At 42.0% G+C, this 16,521-nt stretch carries 14 protein-coding genes; 7 read left to right on the top strand and 7 right to left on the bottom strand.

The features are described 5' to 3' along the window. The first annotated feature begins 6 nt into the window (after positions 1 to 6). The gene (locus JIG41_RS11955) at positions 7 to 1,665 is read left to right on the top strand and encodes a glycoside hydrolase 43 family protein (protein ID WP_312000496.1); all 1,659 of its coding nucleotides are present in this window, start codon (positions 7 to 9) and stop codon (positions 1,663 to 1,665) included. Then, positions 1,662 to 2,609: an alpha/beta hydrolase gene (locus JIG41_RS11950; RefSeq protein ID WP_199524805.1), complete on the top strand. Its 948-nt coding sequence runs from the start codon at positions 1,662 to 1,664 to the stop codon at positions 2,607 to 2,609. Before JIG41_RS11955 ends, JIG41_RS11950 begins: the two co-directional genes overlap by 4 nt. Here JIG41_RS11950 and JIG41_RS11945 read toward each other — a convergent pair. The 6 genes from JIG41_RS11945 to kduD all read right to left on the bottom strand — a co-directional run bounded on the left by JIG41_RS11945 (position 2,586) and on the right by kduD (position 8,152). Next, positions 2,586 to 3,602, bottom strand: coding sequence for a LacI family DNA-binding transcriptional regulator (locus tag JIG41_RS11945; protein WP_036972278.1), 1,017 nt, complete (start codon positions 3,600 to 3,602; stop codon positions 2,586 to 2,588). The genes JIG41_RS11950 and JIG41_RS11945 overlap by 24 nt on opposite strands. Before the next feature lie 118 nt (positions 3,603 to 3,720). Then, the gene (locus JIG41_RS11940) at positions 3,721 to 5,022 is read right to left on the bottom strand and encodes a TRAP transporter large permease (RefSeq protein ID WP_036972281.1); all 1,302 of its coding nucleotides are present in this window, start codon (positions 5,020 to 5,022) and stop codon (positions 3,721 to 3,723) included. Next, a complete protein-coding gene (locus JIG41_RS11935; protein WP_036972283.1) occupies positions 5,022 to 5,507 on the bottom strand; it encodes a TRAP transporter small permease in 486 nt (161 codons plus the stop codon). Before JIG41_RS11935 ends, JIG41_RS11940 begins: the two co-directional genes overlap by 1 nt. Then, positions 5,504 to 6,493 (bottom strand): TRAP transporter substrate-binding protein, encoded by a 990-nt coding sequence (locus tag JIG41_RS11930; RefSeq protein WP_036972284.1) that lies wholly within the window; start codon positions 6,491 to 6,493, stop codon positions 5,504 to 5,506. Before JIG41_RS11930 ends, JIG41_RS11935 begins: the two co-directional genes overlap by 4 nt. A gap of 36 nt (positions 6,494 to 6,529) precedes the next feature. Continuing rightward, positions 6,530 to 7,372 (bottom strand): 5-dehydro-4-deoxy-D-glucuronate isomerase, encoded by an 843-nt coding sequence (kduI, locus tag JIG41_RS11925; RefSeq protein ID WP_036972286.1) that lies wholly within the window; start codon positions 7,370 to 7,372, stop codon positions 6,530 to 6,532. Positions 7,373 to 7,387: 15 nt separating this feature from the next. After that, on the bottom strand, positions 7,388 to 8,152 hold the full coding sequence (gene kduD, locus JIG41_RS11920; protein ID WP_118845217.1) for a 2-dehydro-3-deoxy-D-gluconate 5-dehydrogenase KduD: 765 nt from the start codon (positions 8,150 to 8,152) through the stop codon (positions 7,388 to 7,390). 242 nt (positions 8,153 to 8,394) lie between these two features. On the opposite strand from kduD, the gene JIG41_RS11915 reads away from it, so the two are divergent. From JIG41_RS11915 to JIG41_RS11900, 4 genes are read left to right on the top strand one after another with little or no spacing between them, the layout of a single operon-like run. Further along, positions 8,395 to 9,852: a tagaturonate reductase gene (locus JIG41_RS11915; RefSeq protein ID WP_199524804.1), complete on the top strand. Its 1,458-nt coding sequence runs from the start codon at positions 8,395 to 8,397 to the stop codon at positions 9,850 to 9,852. A gap of 2 nt (positions 9,853 to 9,854) precedes the next feature. Further along, a complete protein-coding gene (locus JIG41_RS11910) occupies positions 9,855 to 11,342 on the top strand; it encodes a UxaA family hydrolase (RefSeq protein WP_199524803.1) in 1,488 nt (495 codons plus the stop codon). Next, on the top strand, positions 11,342 to 12,283 hold the full coding sequence (locus JIG41_RS11905; protein ID WP_199524802.1) for a sugar kinase: 942 nt from the start codon (positions 11,342 to 11,344) through the stop codon (positions 12,281 to 12,283). Before JIG41_RS11910 ends, JIG41_RS11905 begins: the two co-directional genes overlap by 1 nt. Positions 12,284 to 12,292: 9 nt before the next feature. Continuing rightward, entirely contained in the window at positions 12,293 to 13,339 is a 1,047-nt protein-coding gene (locus tag JIG41_RS11900) for a pectinesterase family protein (protein WP_199524801.1), read from the top strand. A 145-nt stretch (positions 13,340 to 13,484) separates the two neighbouring features. Here the strand turns inward: JIG41_RS11900 and JIG41_RS11895 are convergent, their stop codons facing one another. Further along, positions 13,485 to 15,461, bottom strand: a complete 1,977-nt coding sequence (locus JIG41_RS11895) for a ligand-gated channel protein (protein ID WP_199524800.1) — start codon at positions 15,459 to 15,461, stop codon at positions 13,485 to 13,487. A 119-nt stretch (positions 15,462 to 15,580) separates the two neighbouring features. Between JIG41_RS11895 and JIG41_RS11890 the strand changes: the two genes are divergently transcribed. Beyond that, positions 15,581 to 16,489, top strand: a complete 909-nt coding sequence (locus tag JIG41_RS11890; protein ID WP_036972294.1) for a LysR family transcriptional regulator — start codon at positions 15,581 to 15,583, stop codon at positions 16,487 to 16,489. Positions 16,490 to 16,521: the final 32 nt, after the last annotated feature.

Here is a 16,521-nt window from a genome sequence, read left to right as displayed (position 1 = left end):
AATCAAGTGAAAGCAATTTATGTCTTAATAAATACCCTTTTTTTTGTCAGTTTTACTTTACCGGCTATTGAACTGATAGAGTTCCCCACTGAAAAAAATAACATGCCGCTCATTTGGCAGGCAGATTTAGAAAATGGGTATTACCAAAACCCTATCATTCATGCTGACTTTTCAGATCCTGATATCGTTGCCCTGGGTGATGATTATTACATGACGGCATCAAGTTTTAACTCTGCGCCGGGGTTGCCTATTTTACATTCAAACGACTTAGTTAACTGGCAACTCATAAATTACGCACTCCCTATTCAACAACCGCGTGAGCACTACAACACGCCACAACATGGTAATGGCGTTTGGGCACCCAATATTCGTTATCATAATGGCTTATTTTGGATTTTTTACCCTGACCCAGATTTTGGGATCTATGTTATTACAGCCAAAGACCCCGCTAAAGCATGGTCAACACCCACATTAATTCTAAAAGGGAAAGGAATTATCGACCCTACACCCTTATGGGACGATGATGGCAAAGCTTACTTGCTCCATGCGTGGGCAAAAAGCAGGGCCGGATTTAACAATGTTCTCTCAATTCGTGAAATGAGTGCTGACGCCAGTTGGGTAAGTGACGAATACCAGCATATCGTCGATGGCAATACCCTGCCCTCATATCGTACCTTAGAAGGTCCTAAGTTTTACAAACGTAATGGCTTTTATTATATTTTTGCTCCTGCTGGCGGAGTCGATTTAGGTTGGCAGTCGGTTTTTAGAAGTAAACACATACTAGGCCCGTATGAAGACAAAATTGTAATGGCACAAGGAAACTCGCTAACCAACGGCCCACACCAAGGAAGTTGGATCAACACGCCATATGGCCAAGATTGGTTTGTTCATTTTCAATCTAAAAATGCCTACGGCCGTATCGTGCATTTACAACCGCTTCAATGGCTTAATGATTGGCCCGTGATTGGCCGAGATCCCGATAAAGATGGCATCGGCGAGCCGGTTTTAAAGTATCGAAAACCCAAAGCTAAACGGTTCTTAAGCACTCAAATACCCAACAGCGATGAATTTAATGCTGAGCAACTTGGTTTACAATGGCAATGGAACGCAAATCCACAGCCACACTGGTTTTCTTTAACTGACAGTGCTGGCTATTTAACACTATCCCAACAGCAAAAAGTAGCAGACAGTTTGTGGCTTACTCCTTCGCTGTTATTGCAAAAACTACCGGCAGAGCGCTTTTTCGTTGAAACAAAATTAGTCTTTAATCCAGAAACTTACCAGGGCGACAGCGGTCTTTTATTGTTTGGCGAAGACTATGCGTGGATCGGTATATCGCGTTCAGATGAAGGCGCACTCCACCTTGTTTATAGCCAATGCAAAGGAGCACGAAAAGGATGTACAGAACATAAAACAATCATTACAGAGGTCACCACTGAGACAATGTATTTAAGATTACTGGTGCAACCTGGCGCTCATGCGGTATTTAGTTATAAAACGTCAGAAGCCTCACCATATCGGGCCATCGGAGAGCATTTTAGTGCCAAAAAAGGCCGTTGGGTTGGTGCCAAAGTGGGCTTATTCAATGTCAATAAGTTGGTCAGTCGCAATTCTCACTCTGTACATTACGATTATATTCGCTTTTCTAAGGTAGCTGATAAATGAAACACACACTCCCCCTTATCGCTTTTCTATTAAGTGGAATATCAAACCACGTTCATAGTGCGTCTTATACTCTTGAAAACACATATAAAAAGTTAAAACCACGCTACAGCGAGTTGCATCTACCAGATGACAGCCCAATCAGTAATTTAAACGTCGAACAACATACGTACCCAGGTAAATTGCGCTCCCAGTCAATCACTATTATTCGACTTAATAACAACACCGTATTACCACTGATTGTATTGGTGCATGGTGGAGGATGGGGTTCGGGTTCGCCGGCCATTTTACAAACCCTCGCAGCAAAACTTGCCGCTAAGGGCTTTGTTGTGGCAACCCCTGCTTATACACTTTCGGATGAGGCGCAATACCCTGCATCGATTCATGATATTGCACTAGCAACACAGTGGTTAAAAAGTAACGCTTCACGCTTTCACTTAAATGCTGAAAAACTGACCCTTGCAGGCAGTTCAGCAGGCGGGCAAATAGCTGCCCTACTGGCTTATAGTCATGGCAAGTTATTGAATCAAAGTGCCTCATTGGCAGTGAATGCGCGCGTGTTAATCAACATTGATGGCCTGTCTGATTTCACTACCCCTTTGGCACTGCGCTACGAGAATGATAAAAATAAGGCGGTTACATCTGCCAGTAAGTGGCTAGGAGGTCGTTATGAAGAAGTCCCTGCAATTTGGCAACATGCATCCCCAATTAATTACATCTCAAACACAAGCCCTGCGACTTTATTTATCAACGGTGGCTTTGCGCGATTTTATGCAGGAAAAAAAGCAGTTCAAGAACAATTAACTGAGCGTGGCATTACAAACAAGGAGCATGTGTTTAAAGAGGCTCCCCATTGCTTTTGGCTATTTCACCCTTGGCAAAATAACACGGTTGAATTAATCAGTGAGTTTATTAATAAACAATTAGCCGTTGACCCTTCCCGTTGACTCGCGTGTAACGAGGTTAGGTGTCACTGTCTTTTGTAAGGCTAACTTTTCCTGATTATTACGGGATTTATTGATCAGCTTTTGGACTGCCAAACACGCCATATTAAACACTGGCCGTCGGATAGTTGTTAATGAGGGAATAATACGTGATGCCAAAATATTATCGTCGAATCCAGCCACTGAGAGCTCATCGGGCACTCTAATATTTAAGTTGTTTGCAACCCGAAGAACCGCCGCAGCCATTTCATCGTTATTTGCAACGATTGCAGTGGGCCTTGGCAAAGTATTAAGTAATTGCTCAGCACACGCCAAACCACTGTCATAATTGTTTTTACCTTCAACTATGCGGTCTGTTGGTAGCTTAACGTTATATACCTGCAACTCAGCCAAAAAGCCTGCTAAACGTTCAATCGACGAGCGGTAATGTTGAGGGCCCGAAATAAACCCAATATCTGTATGACCTAACTCGACTAAATGTGTCGCCATATCACGCATGGCAGCACGCTCATCAGACACAACAATATTGTCTGCATCATCTAAATCAACTGACGCAAGACGAACATAAGGACAATTAATTTCTCGAAGCGCTGCTGCCAATGCTTTATTTTCAGAGACAGGAGGTAAAATAATCACGCCATCTAGTTTTGAGCGCGAAATAAAACTAAGGCAATCACTAATGAAGTCATCGCGTTTTGATGATCCAGGGTGCACAACAAGCTCATAGCCAAGCTCAGCACAAACACTCAATGCGCCACGTTGCACTTCATCAATATACAGTGCATCGGGGTTATCATAGATTAAGCCCAGTAAGTAAGAACGACTCGACGCCAAACCGCGCGCTTGCTTATCTGGCGAGAACCCTGTTTCTTTAATAATTTCTAACACCCGCTCACGGGTTGCTTTACCGACCGCCGGTGAGCAGTTTATCACTCTCGAAACAGTGCGTTTAGAGACCCCTGATAAACGAGCAATATCGTTGATTGTTACAGACATATAAAATTCCAGAGTCAACTACTTAGCGACAGTAGTGTTCAGCTTTTAATTATTAAAAGTACACAAATTCGTTACATTATAAATGACAAAAGAGGCGACATGCACCTCTTTGGTGATTTTAATCTAATAAACCGAATAAGCGTGGTAAAAATTCACTAATTGCAGGTACATACGTAACCAACATTAGTACCAGAAACATCACTAAATAGAGTGGCATCATGGGTTTTATTATTTTATGTATCGCTGTTTTTGCGACTGCACAACTTACAAATAATACACTCCCCACTGGCGGAGACACTAATCCTATCGATAAATTGAGAACAATCATGATACCAAACTGAACAGGAGACATACCAAATTGCATTGCCACCGGTAAAAATATCGGTGTGAATATCAGTACAGCTGGCGTCATATCAATGAATGCGCCCACAAGTATCAAAATTAAATTAATTAATAACAAAATAATTATTGGGTTATCACTTAATGTTAAAAAGAATTCACTGACCATTTGTGGAATATGCGTATAGGACAAAAGCCACGACATTGCCGAAGATGCAGCAATAATAAGCATCACAATGGCGGTTGTTTCGCAGGCCTTAAGTAATAACTGAGGCATTTCATTTAAACGAATTTCTTTATACACAAACACAGCAAGGACGAGAGCATAAATCACGGCAACGGCCCCGGCTTCTGTCGCCGTAAAAACACCACCAATAATGCCCCCAATCACAATAAAAACAAGTAATAAACTGGGCAATGCTGCGATTATTTTTTCGAACATGACCGAAAAAGGCAGTCGCGCTGTCACAGGGTAATTGTTCTTAATAGAATAAATTGCACACACCATCATCAGTGCTAAACCGAGTAAAATACCCGGCAAATAACCCGCAATAAATAAGGCTGCAATCGATACTCCCCCACTCGCAATAGCGTAAATAATAAGAATATTACTCGGGGGTATTAGCATACCTGTTGTTGCCGCACTTGCTGTGACTGCTGCTGCAAAGTTTTCGCTGTAACCGTGCTTTTTCATTTCTGGCACCATAAAACTACCGATAGCCGACGTAGCTGCAACAGCAGAACCCGAAATAGCACCAAACATCATGCACGACATTACATTCACAAGCGCTAAACCACCGGGTAAGAAGCCAATCATTGCCATAGCACACTCAATTAAACGCTTGGCTATGCCTCCTTGGCCCATAATTAAACCAGACAAAATAAAGAATGGGATGGCTAACAAGGCAAAGCTATCCAGACCGCCCATCATCTGTTGGGAAATCGTAATACTTGCTGGCGTAAAATCCATATGTAACGTAAGCGCAATCAGTGTCGATAATGCGATACAAATAGAAATAGGGACATTAATAAACAGTAAGATGAAAAAACACACAATTAGAATTATGGCTGTCATTTCCATTATGATTCCTCCATCACATTCATTAAGCAATTAACAATATTTTCAACGCAGTTAAATACAATTAATAGGCCACTTAACGGCAATACAGCATAAACAAAGCCCATATTAATACCCAGAGCTGCCGAGCTTTGTTCAAGCTCAAAACTCAGCATCATTAACAAACTGCCGCCATACACTAAAATGCAAGATGCGGTTATCAATACCGATAATTCAATAATAAAGGTGCATTTTCTGCGTAGTGTCGGAACCATTTTTTGATAGAACAGATCAAGTCCTAAATGGGCGCGAGTTCTGTATGCGTACGATGCGCCTAAAACCCCAATCCACATTAATAAAAAACGTGCTAACTCTTCTGTGTATGAACTTGGCGAACGCAAAATAAAACGCGAAAACACCTGCCAAGTCACGACAGCCACGATGGCGATCATCGCTACTATCAAAATACGTTCTATCAATGAGTTAAGATGTGAATTTAGCTTTGTCATTTTGCCTCCCCCATCGCTTTGATAGCCTTGATATGTTGCTCAACAGGCGTACCTGCAAATGAAGCATGAAAATCGGCGACTTTATCCTGAAACGCTTTTTTATCGGGGTAGGTAACTTCAACGCCGGCCTCAATAACCGCTTTAAGTGCTTCATCCGATGCTGATTGCCAGAGTGAACGTTGGTATTCAACAGAATCAGCCATGGCTTTAGTTAGCCATGTTTGCTGTTGTTCACTCAAGGACTCCCACACTTCTTGGCTGGCCAAAATAACATCAGGTACAAAGGTATGTTCATCTAACGAGTAGTACTTCGCAATTTCATAGTGGCGAGATAAGTAATAACTGGGTGGGTTATTTTCAGCGCCGTCAACAACCCCCTGCTGCAGAGCCGAATACAGCTCAGCCCACGCAATAGGTGCTGCAGCACCGCCCAGAGCTTGTACCGTCGCAACGGCCGTGGGGCTATTTAATACACGAATTTTCTGACCAATTAAATCCTCAGGCGTGTGAATGGGTTTTTGGGTCGTATAAAAGCTTCGGCTGCCTGCATCGTAATAACCTAACCCTTTGAGTCTTGCTGAAGATACTTTATCAAGCATGTCTTGACCTAACTGACTGTTTAATACGCGCCAAAAATGCGCACTGTCATTAAACAGATAAGGAATACCAAACACCTTCATTTCTGGCACAAAACCCTCAAGCGGACTCGCAGACACTTTGGTAATAGCGAGACTACCTATTTGTAGCAACTCGATAAGCTCTCGTTCTGACCCTAATTGACCACCGGGATAGATCACTATTTCCATACTTCCGTTGGAATAGTAATCTAAACGTTTTGCCATATACTCCATCGCTTGATGCACCACATGCCGGGTATCCAGCGTGTGGGCAAGCGTCAAGCGTGTGGTTTTGTTGTCATTGCTGCAGCTGGTTATAAAACCAAGCGTAAAAACCACGAAAACGCTGTAAAGAAGATTTCTATTCATTATTATTTCTTCATTGTGTGTTCTGTTAAATGTGGACTATCTCAATTGTTGCGGTTGATACTTGTCCATGTCGTCATAATCTAAGTTTTCACCAGCCATCCCCCAGATAAAGCTGTAATTCTGTGTCCCTGCACCAGAATGGATTGACCACGGTGGCGAGACCACAGCTTGCTCATTATGAATCCATAAATGCCGCGTTTCTGTTGGCTCACCCATAAAGTGACAGACCGCTTGCTCTTGAGGTATTTCGAAATAAAAATACACTTCGTTACGACGATCATGTTGATGAGCTGGCATGGTATTCCACACACTACCGGGCTTAAGTTCAGTTAAGCCCATTTGCAGTTGACACGTTTGTACCACTGTATTGATAAGCATTTGGTTGATATTACGCTCATTCGATGTCTCTAAACTTCCTAAATGAAGTACATTAGCATCTTGTTTAGTAACGTGTTTATTTGGGTAACTGTGATGCGCAGGTGCTGAATTTAAGTAAAATTTAGCTGGGTTTTTAGCATCATCACTGCGAAAAGACACTGATTTGTTACCCCGACCTAAGTAAAGTGCATCTTTATAGTCTAATGAGTAAGTTTCACCATCCGCTGTAATACTACCTTTGCCCCCAACATTGATAATGCCCAATTCGCGACCATCAAGAAAATGGGCCGCTTTTAAGTTATCTAATGTTTCAAGCGTTAATGCGTTATTTAAAGGTACTGCACTGCCAACCATAAAACGTTCATAGTGGGTATAAAGCCAATACACTTTGTCTGCTTGCATTAATTTGTCGACTAAAAACTCGTTTCTCAATTGCTCAGTGTCAAACCCCTTTACTTCATTTGGGCCTACTGCGTAACGTGATTCAATTTCTGTGTTCATTGTTTTATTTTCCTACTAACGTGCTAACCATCCGCCATCAACTGCCAAAATATGTCCATTGACATAATCACTGGCTCGTGATGATAAAAAGATTGCGGTACCAATTAAATCTTCAGCTTCTCCCCAGCGCCCTGCTGGGATACGTTTTTCTATTTCGCTATTACGCCCAGGATCATCCTGAAGCGCTTGCGTGTTATCTGTTCTAAAATACCCAGGTGCTATCGCGTTAACCTGAATGTTATATTGTGCCCATTCATTTGCTAAGGCTTTGGTAACGCCTGCAATAGCATGTTTACTTGCTGTGTAAGCGGGCACAGTCATTCCGCCACTGTATGACAGCATGGATGCAATATTGATAATTTTACCTTGACCCTTTTCGATCATTTTCGGTGCAAATGCCTGAGCAAGTAAAAAGCTGGCATCAAGGTTAACCTTTATCACCTTTTGCCATTCATCGTAGGGGTAATCGATAGCGGGACTTCTAAAAATGGTGCCACCCACATTGACCAGAATATCGATGCCATCATTAACCGACAACGCCTGTTCTGCTAATGCTGACACGCTTTTGGCATCGCTCAAATCAGCGGCAATATCCCATGTTTTCGATGCGCTTTTAGCTATTTCGCTGCAAGTTTCTTCGCAACCATGCTCACGACTACTGCTACAGATCACATCAGCCCCAGCAGCGGCTAATCCCATTGCAATTTGCTTTCCTAAGCCACGGCTCGCGCCTGTTACTAAAGCCGTTTTCCCCTTTAAATCGAATAGCTGTGTTGTCATAAAATTAACCTTTTTATCTGTTAACTCTCTGTATCAGACTCTTCAAATAAGATGATACAAAAGTTTGAATGCCTGTTTTAACACCACTTTAATAAACAAGTTGTAAAAAACATTCACAAAGTTGTTAATAGCCATTCTTCGCTACCGGTGGCAATTTGTCAAATTTTATTTGCCACCGGTGGCAAATATGTCTAAGATGTAAAAATCAACACGCCAATTAAGGTTAAAAATGGGTCAAATGTATGTACACACTAAATAGAAAAAACGTCAATAAAAACAAATACCCGACGACTATAATGCAATTCGGTGAGGGGAATTTCTTACGCGCTTTTGTGGATTGGCAAATCGACAAATTAAATGAACAAACAGGTTTAAACGCGGGTGTCGCCATTATTAGACCAATTGATTACGACACATTACCGCTACTTAATACTCAAGATGGTCTCTATACCAGTATTATTCGAGGCATTAATGAGCAAGGTGAATCGGTATCTAATGAACGCATTATTAGCTGTGTAAACGAAGAAATTCCTATTTATAAAGAATTCGATAAATATTTACAGCTCGCAGAAAGTGAAGATCTGAAGTTAATTTTTTCTAATACAACCGAAGCAGGCATCGAGTACATTAGCGAAGACTCACTCACTGATAAGCCAGCAAAAGCCTTCCCTGCGAAATTAACTCAATGGTTATTTCACCGCTTTAATCACTTTAACGGTGCAAGTGATCGCGGCATGATCATCATTCCTTGTGAACTAATTGATTATAATGGTGAAAAATTAAAAGAAATTGTCCTCAAGTACTGCCAACTATGGGATTTACCCAGCGAGTTTGTTAGCTGGCTTAACGAGCATAATTATTTTTGCTCATCGTTGGTTGACCGCATCGTGACGGGCTTCCCACGTGATGAACATCAACACTTGCAAGAACAATTTGGCTACTACGACAACTTCATGGTCACAGCTGAATATTTTCATTTATTTGTTATTCAAGGGCCGCAACATTTAGCTGACGTATTATGTTTAGAAGGCAGTGATGTCAATATTAAAATTGTTGACGATATAGCCCCTTACAAACAACGTAAAGTCGCTATTTTAAACGGTGCACATACTGCGATGGTGCCTTTGGCCTATATGGCAAATATCGACTCTGTGGGCGAAGCGCTCGCCTCACCATTAATCGAGAAATATGTAAGTAAACTGATTTTTGAGGAGATTATTCCCACACTATCTTTACCTAAAGATGAATTGCAGGTATTTGCCAATGATGTGCTTAATCGCTTTAGAAATCCGTATATTTGTCATTTACTTATGTCGATATCACTGAATAGTATGACCAAATTTAAAACGCGATTACTGCCGCAGTTAGAGCAATATATTGTCGATAATAAAACCGTTCCAGCACTTATTGCGACAGCAATTGCGGGGCAAATTTTGTTTTACCGCGGCGAGCGTAATGGTCAACCCATTGAGCTTTCAGATAGTCCTGAGTGGATCACTTTATTCAAATCCATTTGGCAACAGCACCAAGATGGTGCGATAACATTGAAAGAGCTTGTCAGCAGTGTGCTTGGCGCTAAGTGGCATTGGGATAAGGATCTCAATGAACTGACAGGATTGACTGACCTAGTAACAGAACAGCTTAACAGCATGCTTACGACCTCTGTTGAAGAGACACTATCAAAACAAGTGGAATTATAATCATGGCACAGTTATTAAGACTTCATAATACTGATGATGTTGCTATTGCCCTGAGCCCAATTAGTGCGGGTGAACACATTGAGTTTGAAGACTTCTCGTTCACCGCATTAGACGACATCGAAAAAGGACATAAAATTGCGTTAAAGCCAATTTCAAAAGATGACCGTGTTATAAAATATGGCGCTCCAATTGGTTTTGCTCTTGAAGATATAAAGCAAGGTGCTTGGGTTCATACCCACAGCATTAAAACGACCCTGCATGATGAGTTAGAGTATCAATATCAGCCTGAATTTGTCAGTCAAGCTCCTGCTGAGCCCTCCCCACCCGTGAATATATACCGCAGAGCGAATGGCGAAATTGGTATACGTAACGAAATTTGGTTGATTCCAACGGTTGGCTGCGTCAACGGTATGATCAAACAAATGAAAGATGAGTTTCTACGAAATCACCCCGTTCTTGACATTGACGGGGTTCATATATTTCCTCATCAATTTGGGTGTTCACAGTTAGGTGACGATTTAGAAACCACGAGAATTTTACTGCAAGATATGGCATTACACCCTAATGCCGGTGGTGCATTAGTTGTCGGTTTAGGATGCGAGAATAATCAGCTTGCCGCCTTTAAAGCGGGATTAGGTGATATTGATGAGAATCGAATAAAATTTTTAATATCTCAACATTCCGATGACGAAGTAGAAGATGGTGTCGCGCTGCTAGAACAAATTTACGATGTAATTAAACATGATAAACGTGAACCCGGTCTGCTGAGTGAAGTAAAGTTTGGTCTTGAGTGTGGTGGCAGTGATGGCTTATCCGGTATCACAGCAAACCCAATGCTAGGTTATTTTTCTGATTACTTAATTGCTCAAGGTGGAACGACCGTACTGACCGAAGTACCCGAAATGTTTGGTGCAGAAACCTTACTAATGTCTCGCTGTAAAGATGAAGACACCTTTAACCAGCTTGTCAGCATGGTAAATAATTTTAAAGGTTACTATAAAGCGCATAACCAACCCATTTATGAAAACCCGTCTCCGGGTAACAAAAAAGGCGGCATAACTACATTAGAAGACAAATCGTTGGGCTGTACTCAAAAAGCAGGTACCAGCAAAGTACAGGCAGTGCTTGATTATGGTGAACGATTAAGTACTCCAGGACTCAATTTACTCAACGCCCCCGGCAATGACCCCATTGCCACCAGCGCACTTGCAGCTGCAGGCTGTCATATTGTGCTCTTTACCACCGGGCGAGGTACGCCTTACGGTGGTTTTGTGCCTACCTTAAAAATAGCCACTAATTCAGAGCTTGCGAAAAAGAAAACCCGCTGGATCGACTTCGATGCTGGTGTGCTGGTGAATGGCAAATCCATGCCTGAAGTTCATCAAGAATTTGTCGATTTGTTGGTGGATGTAGTGAATGGTAAACCGACCTGTAATGAAGTGAATGATATTCGCGAAGTAGCCATCTGGAAAAAAGGAGTAACCCTCTAATGTCAAAAAAGAAAATTGCCATTATTGGGGAATGTATGGTGGAGTTGTCAGGGGCTATTTTTGGCGAAATGCAACAAAACTTTGGTGGCGATACCATGAATACAGCCATTTACATGAAAAAATTGGCAAGCGAACGCATTGATGTCAATTACGTCACTGTGATGGGAGAGGATGCGTTAAGCCAAGCAATGATTGCTCGCTGGCAAGACTACCAGGTTAACTGTGACACCGTATTAACCGACAGTAACAAGCATGCTGGTTTATACATGATCCAAACTGACGCCCATGGCGAACGCACTTTTCAATATTGGCGCAATGATTCTGCGGCAAAATACCTCGTTCGCCATGCTAAATTTGCTGATATTGTTAGCCAGTTAAAAGCGGTCGATGCAGTTTATTTGTCGGGTATTTCACTCGCAATTTTGCCCATCGATGATTGTAATGTTTTACTAAATGCTTTGGCTGTTCTAAAAGTTCATGGTGTTAAAATTATCTACGATAGTAACCACCGGCCAACGCTTTGGGCATCTCAATCTCATTGCCAACAGAGCAACAACCGTATGTATCAGCTTGCTGATTTAGCCTTGGTGACATTTGAAGATGAAGCCCAAATTTGGGGCTTTAACAACCTCACAGAATGTCGTGAGCACTTGCATCAACAAGGTGTAAGGCAGCTGGTCATTAAAACCGGTGAAAAGGGCTGTCAATACAGTGAAAATAGTCACAGTATTGTCAATCAGTATGATGCCAGACTGGTAGATAATGTTGTTGATACCACTGCAGCAGGTGATTCATTTAATGCAGGGTTTTTAAGTTATTGGTTGCTAGACCATGACATTGCAAGCTGTGCAGAGGCTGGAAATCTCGTTGCAGGACAGGTTATTCAACAACGAGGGGCCATCGTTCCAATAGATAACTCAATACTGAACAGCACACTTTAGGAGACAAGTATGCGTTTATTTTTATCATTGCTCGTTGTGATATCTATTGTGCAGAGTGTTTTTGCTGCGACGCCTGCAATTGGTACCGAGCCTGTCACATTTATGCATGTAGAAAAAAATAATAAGCATGCCTATAACAGCATTCAAGCTGCAATTAATGCGAGTAGCCCCTATAAAGAGGTGGTGATCACTGTTGCAGCTGGTGAGTACAACGAAAAACTGTTTATCACCCGCAGTAACCTCAGTATTGTCGGTGAATCCGCCGCTAATACTATCATTCGTTACGCACAGTTGAGGAATAGTTGGCGAGAACACAATGACAGTGACTGGGGAGCTGCCGTGGTTAATATCACTGGCAGTGACATAACACTTGCCAATATCTCCGTTATCAATGATTACGGAAAAATTCATAACACACTTGAACATCAGTTTGCTATCCGCGGCTTTGAAAACGCATCAAGAATCATCTTTCATCAATGTGACGTACAGGCCTATGGTGCTGATACAGTGAGTCTTTGGAACAAAAAAGAGGGTCTTTATTACCACTCTTACTGCTCTTTCACTGGGGCTACAGATATGGTTTGCCCAAGAGGTACCGCCCTCATTGAGCATTCTCAATTTTACAACTTAAAACAAACCGCGACTCTTTGGCATGATGGCGAATTGAGTAGCGAACAAAAGTTTGTTGTTGCTAATAGTGAATTTAATGGCGTAGAAGGCTTTTGGCTTGGCAGACATCATTATGATGCCCAGTTTTATTTATTAGGAAATCAGTTTTCTGATAACTTGGCCGATAAACCTATCTTTAAAAAAACCTATGCGGATAAGCAAAGAGACCAACCAAATCGTTGGGGATCCCGTTATTTCTTCGCCAATAACAAAGCCCCGTATGCTTGGTTAGATGATAACTTCCAACCGAAACAGCTAAACATAGAAGAAAACAACCTTGTTGACTGGGTTTTCAAAGGCGAATGGCAGCCCAAACAACAATTGCAGATGCTGAAACAACAGCTGGCTACTCAAAATTTTAAAACTGATGCATTTCAGTTGAAATAAGTTGCGTTAACTTTAGAGTGCATGCTTTGGGTTTCAATGTCACTGTAAGTTATATCGTTACTCACCTCTCACAGGTATGCACTCAACCTCGTTCGATAAATATGAGTGTGGCATAATTACGCCACACTCATATTACTCATCACATTTAAAAGTTAACACCCACTGACAACCAGTAGCGACGACCATCTTCTACATAACCATACTCTGCCTCTGATATTTCTTTATCGAATAGGTTATACACACCAAAGCCAAGTGTAATTCGTCGGCTTAAATCATAGTTACCCCCCATGTCTGCCAAAGTGTAGTCTGGCGCAATTAAGCTACTTTGCGATGGACCTGTCGTAGGTTGGCTTTCTTCACCGCGATAATGCACACGCAGCCACGTTCCTAGTTTATCTACCGGGCGCCAATTAAGTGAGGTTTGTAAAATGTGTTTAGGTAATTGATTAAGTGGACTGCCTTTGTATTCACCGGTTTTTTGCTCAGAATCGGTGTAGGTGTAATTAGCACTCACATCAAGCTCGCTGGTAATTTCGTAAGAAACCGACAGCTCAAACCCTTGTGTTACTGCTTCATCAACATTGATATAAGTTGTAGGCAGAGAACCAAACTGATTCGGACCATCTGTACATTGCGTTAATGGGCAAGAAATACGCGTAATTTTATCTTTAAACTCGTTGTAGAACACCGTACTTGAGAGCGATAAATCGCGACTGATATCATAATAAATTCCCATTTCGTAGTTTACGGACTTTTCAGGGATTAAGTCTGGGTTACCATAAATATTACCACCACGGCTTACCTGTCCCCACGCTGGAGTAGATTGGCGAATATTCGGTGCTCTAAAGCCTGTTGAAATCCCCCCTTTCACAGTCAGCGACTTAGTGGCATTGTATACACCATATAAACGCGGACTAAAGTGACCCGCAAAGTTACCATCATGATCATAACGAAGCCCTGTGGTCAGTTTAAATTGCTTTGATGCAGACCATTCATCTTCTGCAAACACCGACCATTGCTCGTTTTCCACATGCGTTAAATCACTGATGCTATTACTCGTATAATCATCCAGTTCTTCTTTTAAATACGCCGCACCAACGCTTGCATTATGATTGGTAAATGGCAGTGTCCAGCTTGTTTGCGCGTCGGTATTTTCGACATACATTTCACGCGAGGTGTTATCAAACTTATCGTATTTTAGATAGCTGCGCGATGAGCCAAAATCGTAGAAGCCATTATGGCTAAGCGAATAAGTTTCTTGGTCGTACTCTGTGGTTGACGACTCAGGACACCCCCGTCGGCCACAGCTTTCACCTTGCGCTAAAGGCGCGACAGTTTTACCTAAAGTTTCATCCAGTTTTTGTTTTGCCGAGCCCACCTCAAACATAATTTCGTGATTATCTGATGGCGTTAAAATAAACTTCGCTTTGATATTGCTTTGCTCTTTACCTCGAAAGCCAGCAACAAAGTCATCTTCATCACGCTTAGAGAACTGCCCAGAAAGCTGAACTCCTAGCAACTCTGGAATTAAGCCACCCGCGGTAAAAAAACTACCTTGATTAATGTTGCCAGATTCGCTTGATTCTTGAATGGTGCTGTCTAAACGCAGTTCGCCATACCACTTTTCGGGTGTTTTACGGGTTATAATATTGATAACCCCACCAATGGCATCAGAGCCATACAGTGATGACATAGGGCCACGAATAACTTCAATTCGGTCAATGGCTGAAATAGGGGGTGTCCATGCCCCTTCAACACCTGGACCATCACTGTTTGGACGAGTTTCGCGAGAGGTTTGACGTTGGCCATCAATTAAAATCAAAGTGTACTGGCTTGCCATACCACGCAAACTGATATCTTTTCTATCACCACCACCGGTCACAACCACACCGGGTACGTCGGTCATGGCATCTGTTAAGTCACGGTAAAAACGCTTTTCTAGCTGCTCACGATCAATCACGCTAATACTTGCAGGTGCCTCTTTTAGCATTTGCTCATACCCAGATGCAGAAACAACAATCACTTCCATGTCTTGTTTTTTATCATCAGCGTATGCAAAATGAGATAGGCCTGCTAAGACAGCAGCGGTGAGAGGTAAAACAGAAGGAACAACCCTCGTCATAATAATACTCCGTGACTTTTTGTTTATAAATGATAATAATTAGCGTTTGCAATATTAATGAGAAGTCCCCGTTTTAACAATTTACGATTTCTTAAAACTGAATTAAGAAGGCCTGAACAATGAATTCCAAGCTAATCAAAACACTACGCGTATTTTCTCGTACTGTTGAAACAGGCAATATGAGCAGTGCTGCTGCTGAGTTATCAATGACGACATCGGCTGTAAGCCAACATATAAAGCAATTAGAACAGGAAATCGGGTTAAGTTTATTTAATCGCAGCCCGCGAGAGTTGACGCTGACCGAAGCCGGTCATTTGTATTATCAAAGCTGTTTAAAGATGCTGGCACTTGCAGATCAAGCCAGCACGCAATTACAACACTTACAAAGTAAACCCAGTGGCGAATTAAAGTTAGTCGCCCCCGTCGGTTTTGGTGGAGGGCTTTTAAGTGAACCGCTCGAGCGCCTAATAAACGAGTTTGATGATTTACGTATTCAGTTAATTTTAACTGATGAGCCAATCGATATGATAAAAAGTGGCGCAGATTTAGCCATTGCAATAGGCCCATTAACAAACTCAAATCTGATTGCACGAAAGCTCGCAACCTGGCCGTTAAAGCTCTGCGCCCACAGAGATCATCCTATCGCTAAGTTTAAAAAAGTCAGTTGGGATGATTTACATCAGTTCTCCCGTATTTCACATACATACGCCGACAGCAATGCATTTAATCCACTAACGCTTGAAAGTAAACCGCTGCCCAAGGCAAAAATAAACGTCAATAACATGCAAAGTTTAATTGCGCTGGTCTGTGATGGGGTCGGTTATGGCGTGTTGCCAGAGCCTGAAGTGAGGCACTTATTAAGAACAAAAGAACTCATCGAAATCGCGCCCGAATGGGCCATGCCAAACTACACCGTGTATGCAGTTACCCCAGCAAGAGACAGCTTAGCTGCAAAAACCAAAACAGCGATAGAAACCATAAAACACTGTTTTAATGATGTATCGAAACAGGTTGAATTTGTTGATTAAGGCCAGTATGGATAATACCAATTCGCTAAAAT

This window comes from Pseudoalteromonas sp. bablab_jr011, assembly GCF_016464045.1.
Taxonomy (GTDB): Bacteria; Pseudomonadota; Gammaproteobacteria; order Enterobacterales; family Alteromonadaceae; genus Pseudoalteromonas; species Pseudoalteromonas lipolytica.
The sequence above is the reverse complement of the archived record's forward strand: the minus strand, read 5'-3'. Positions and strand labels throughout refer to the sequence as shown.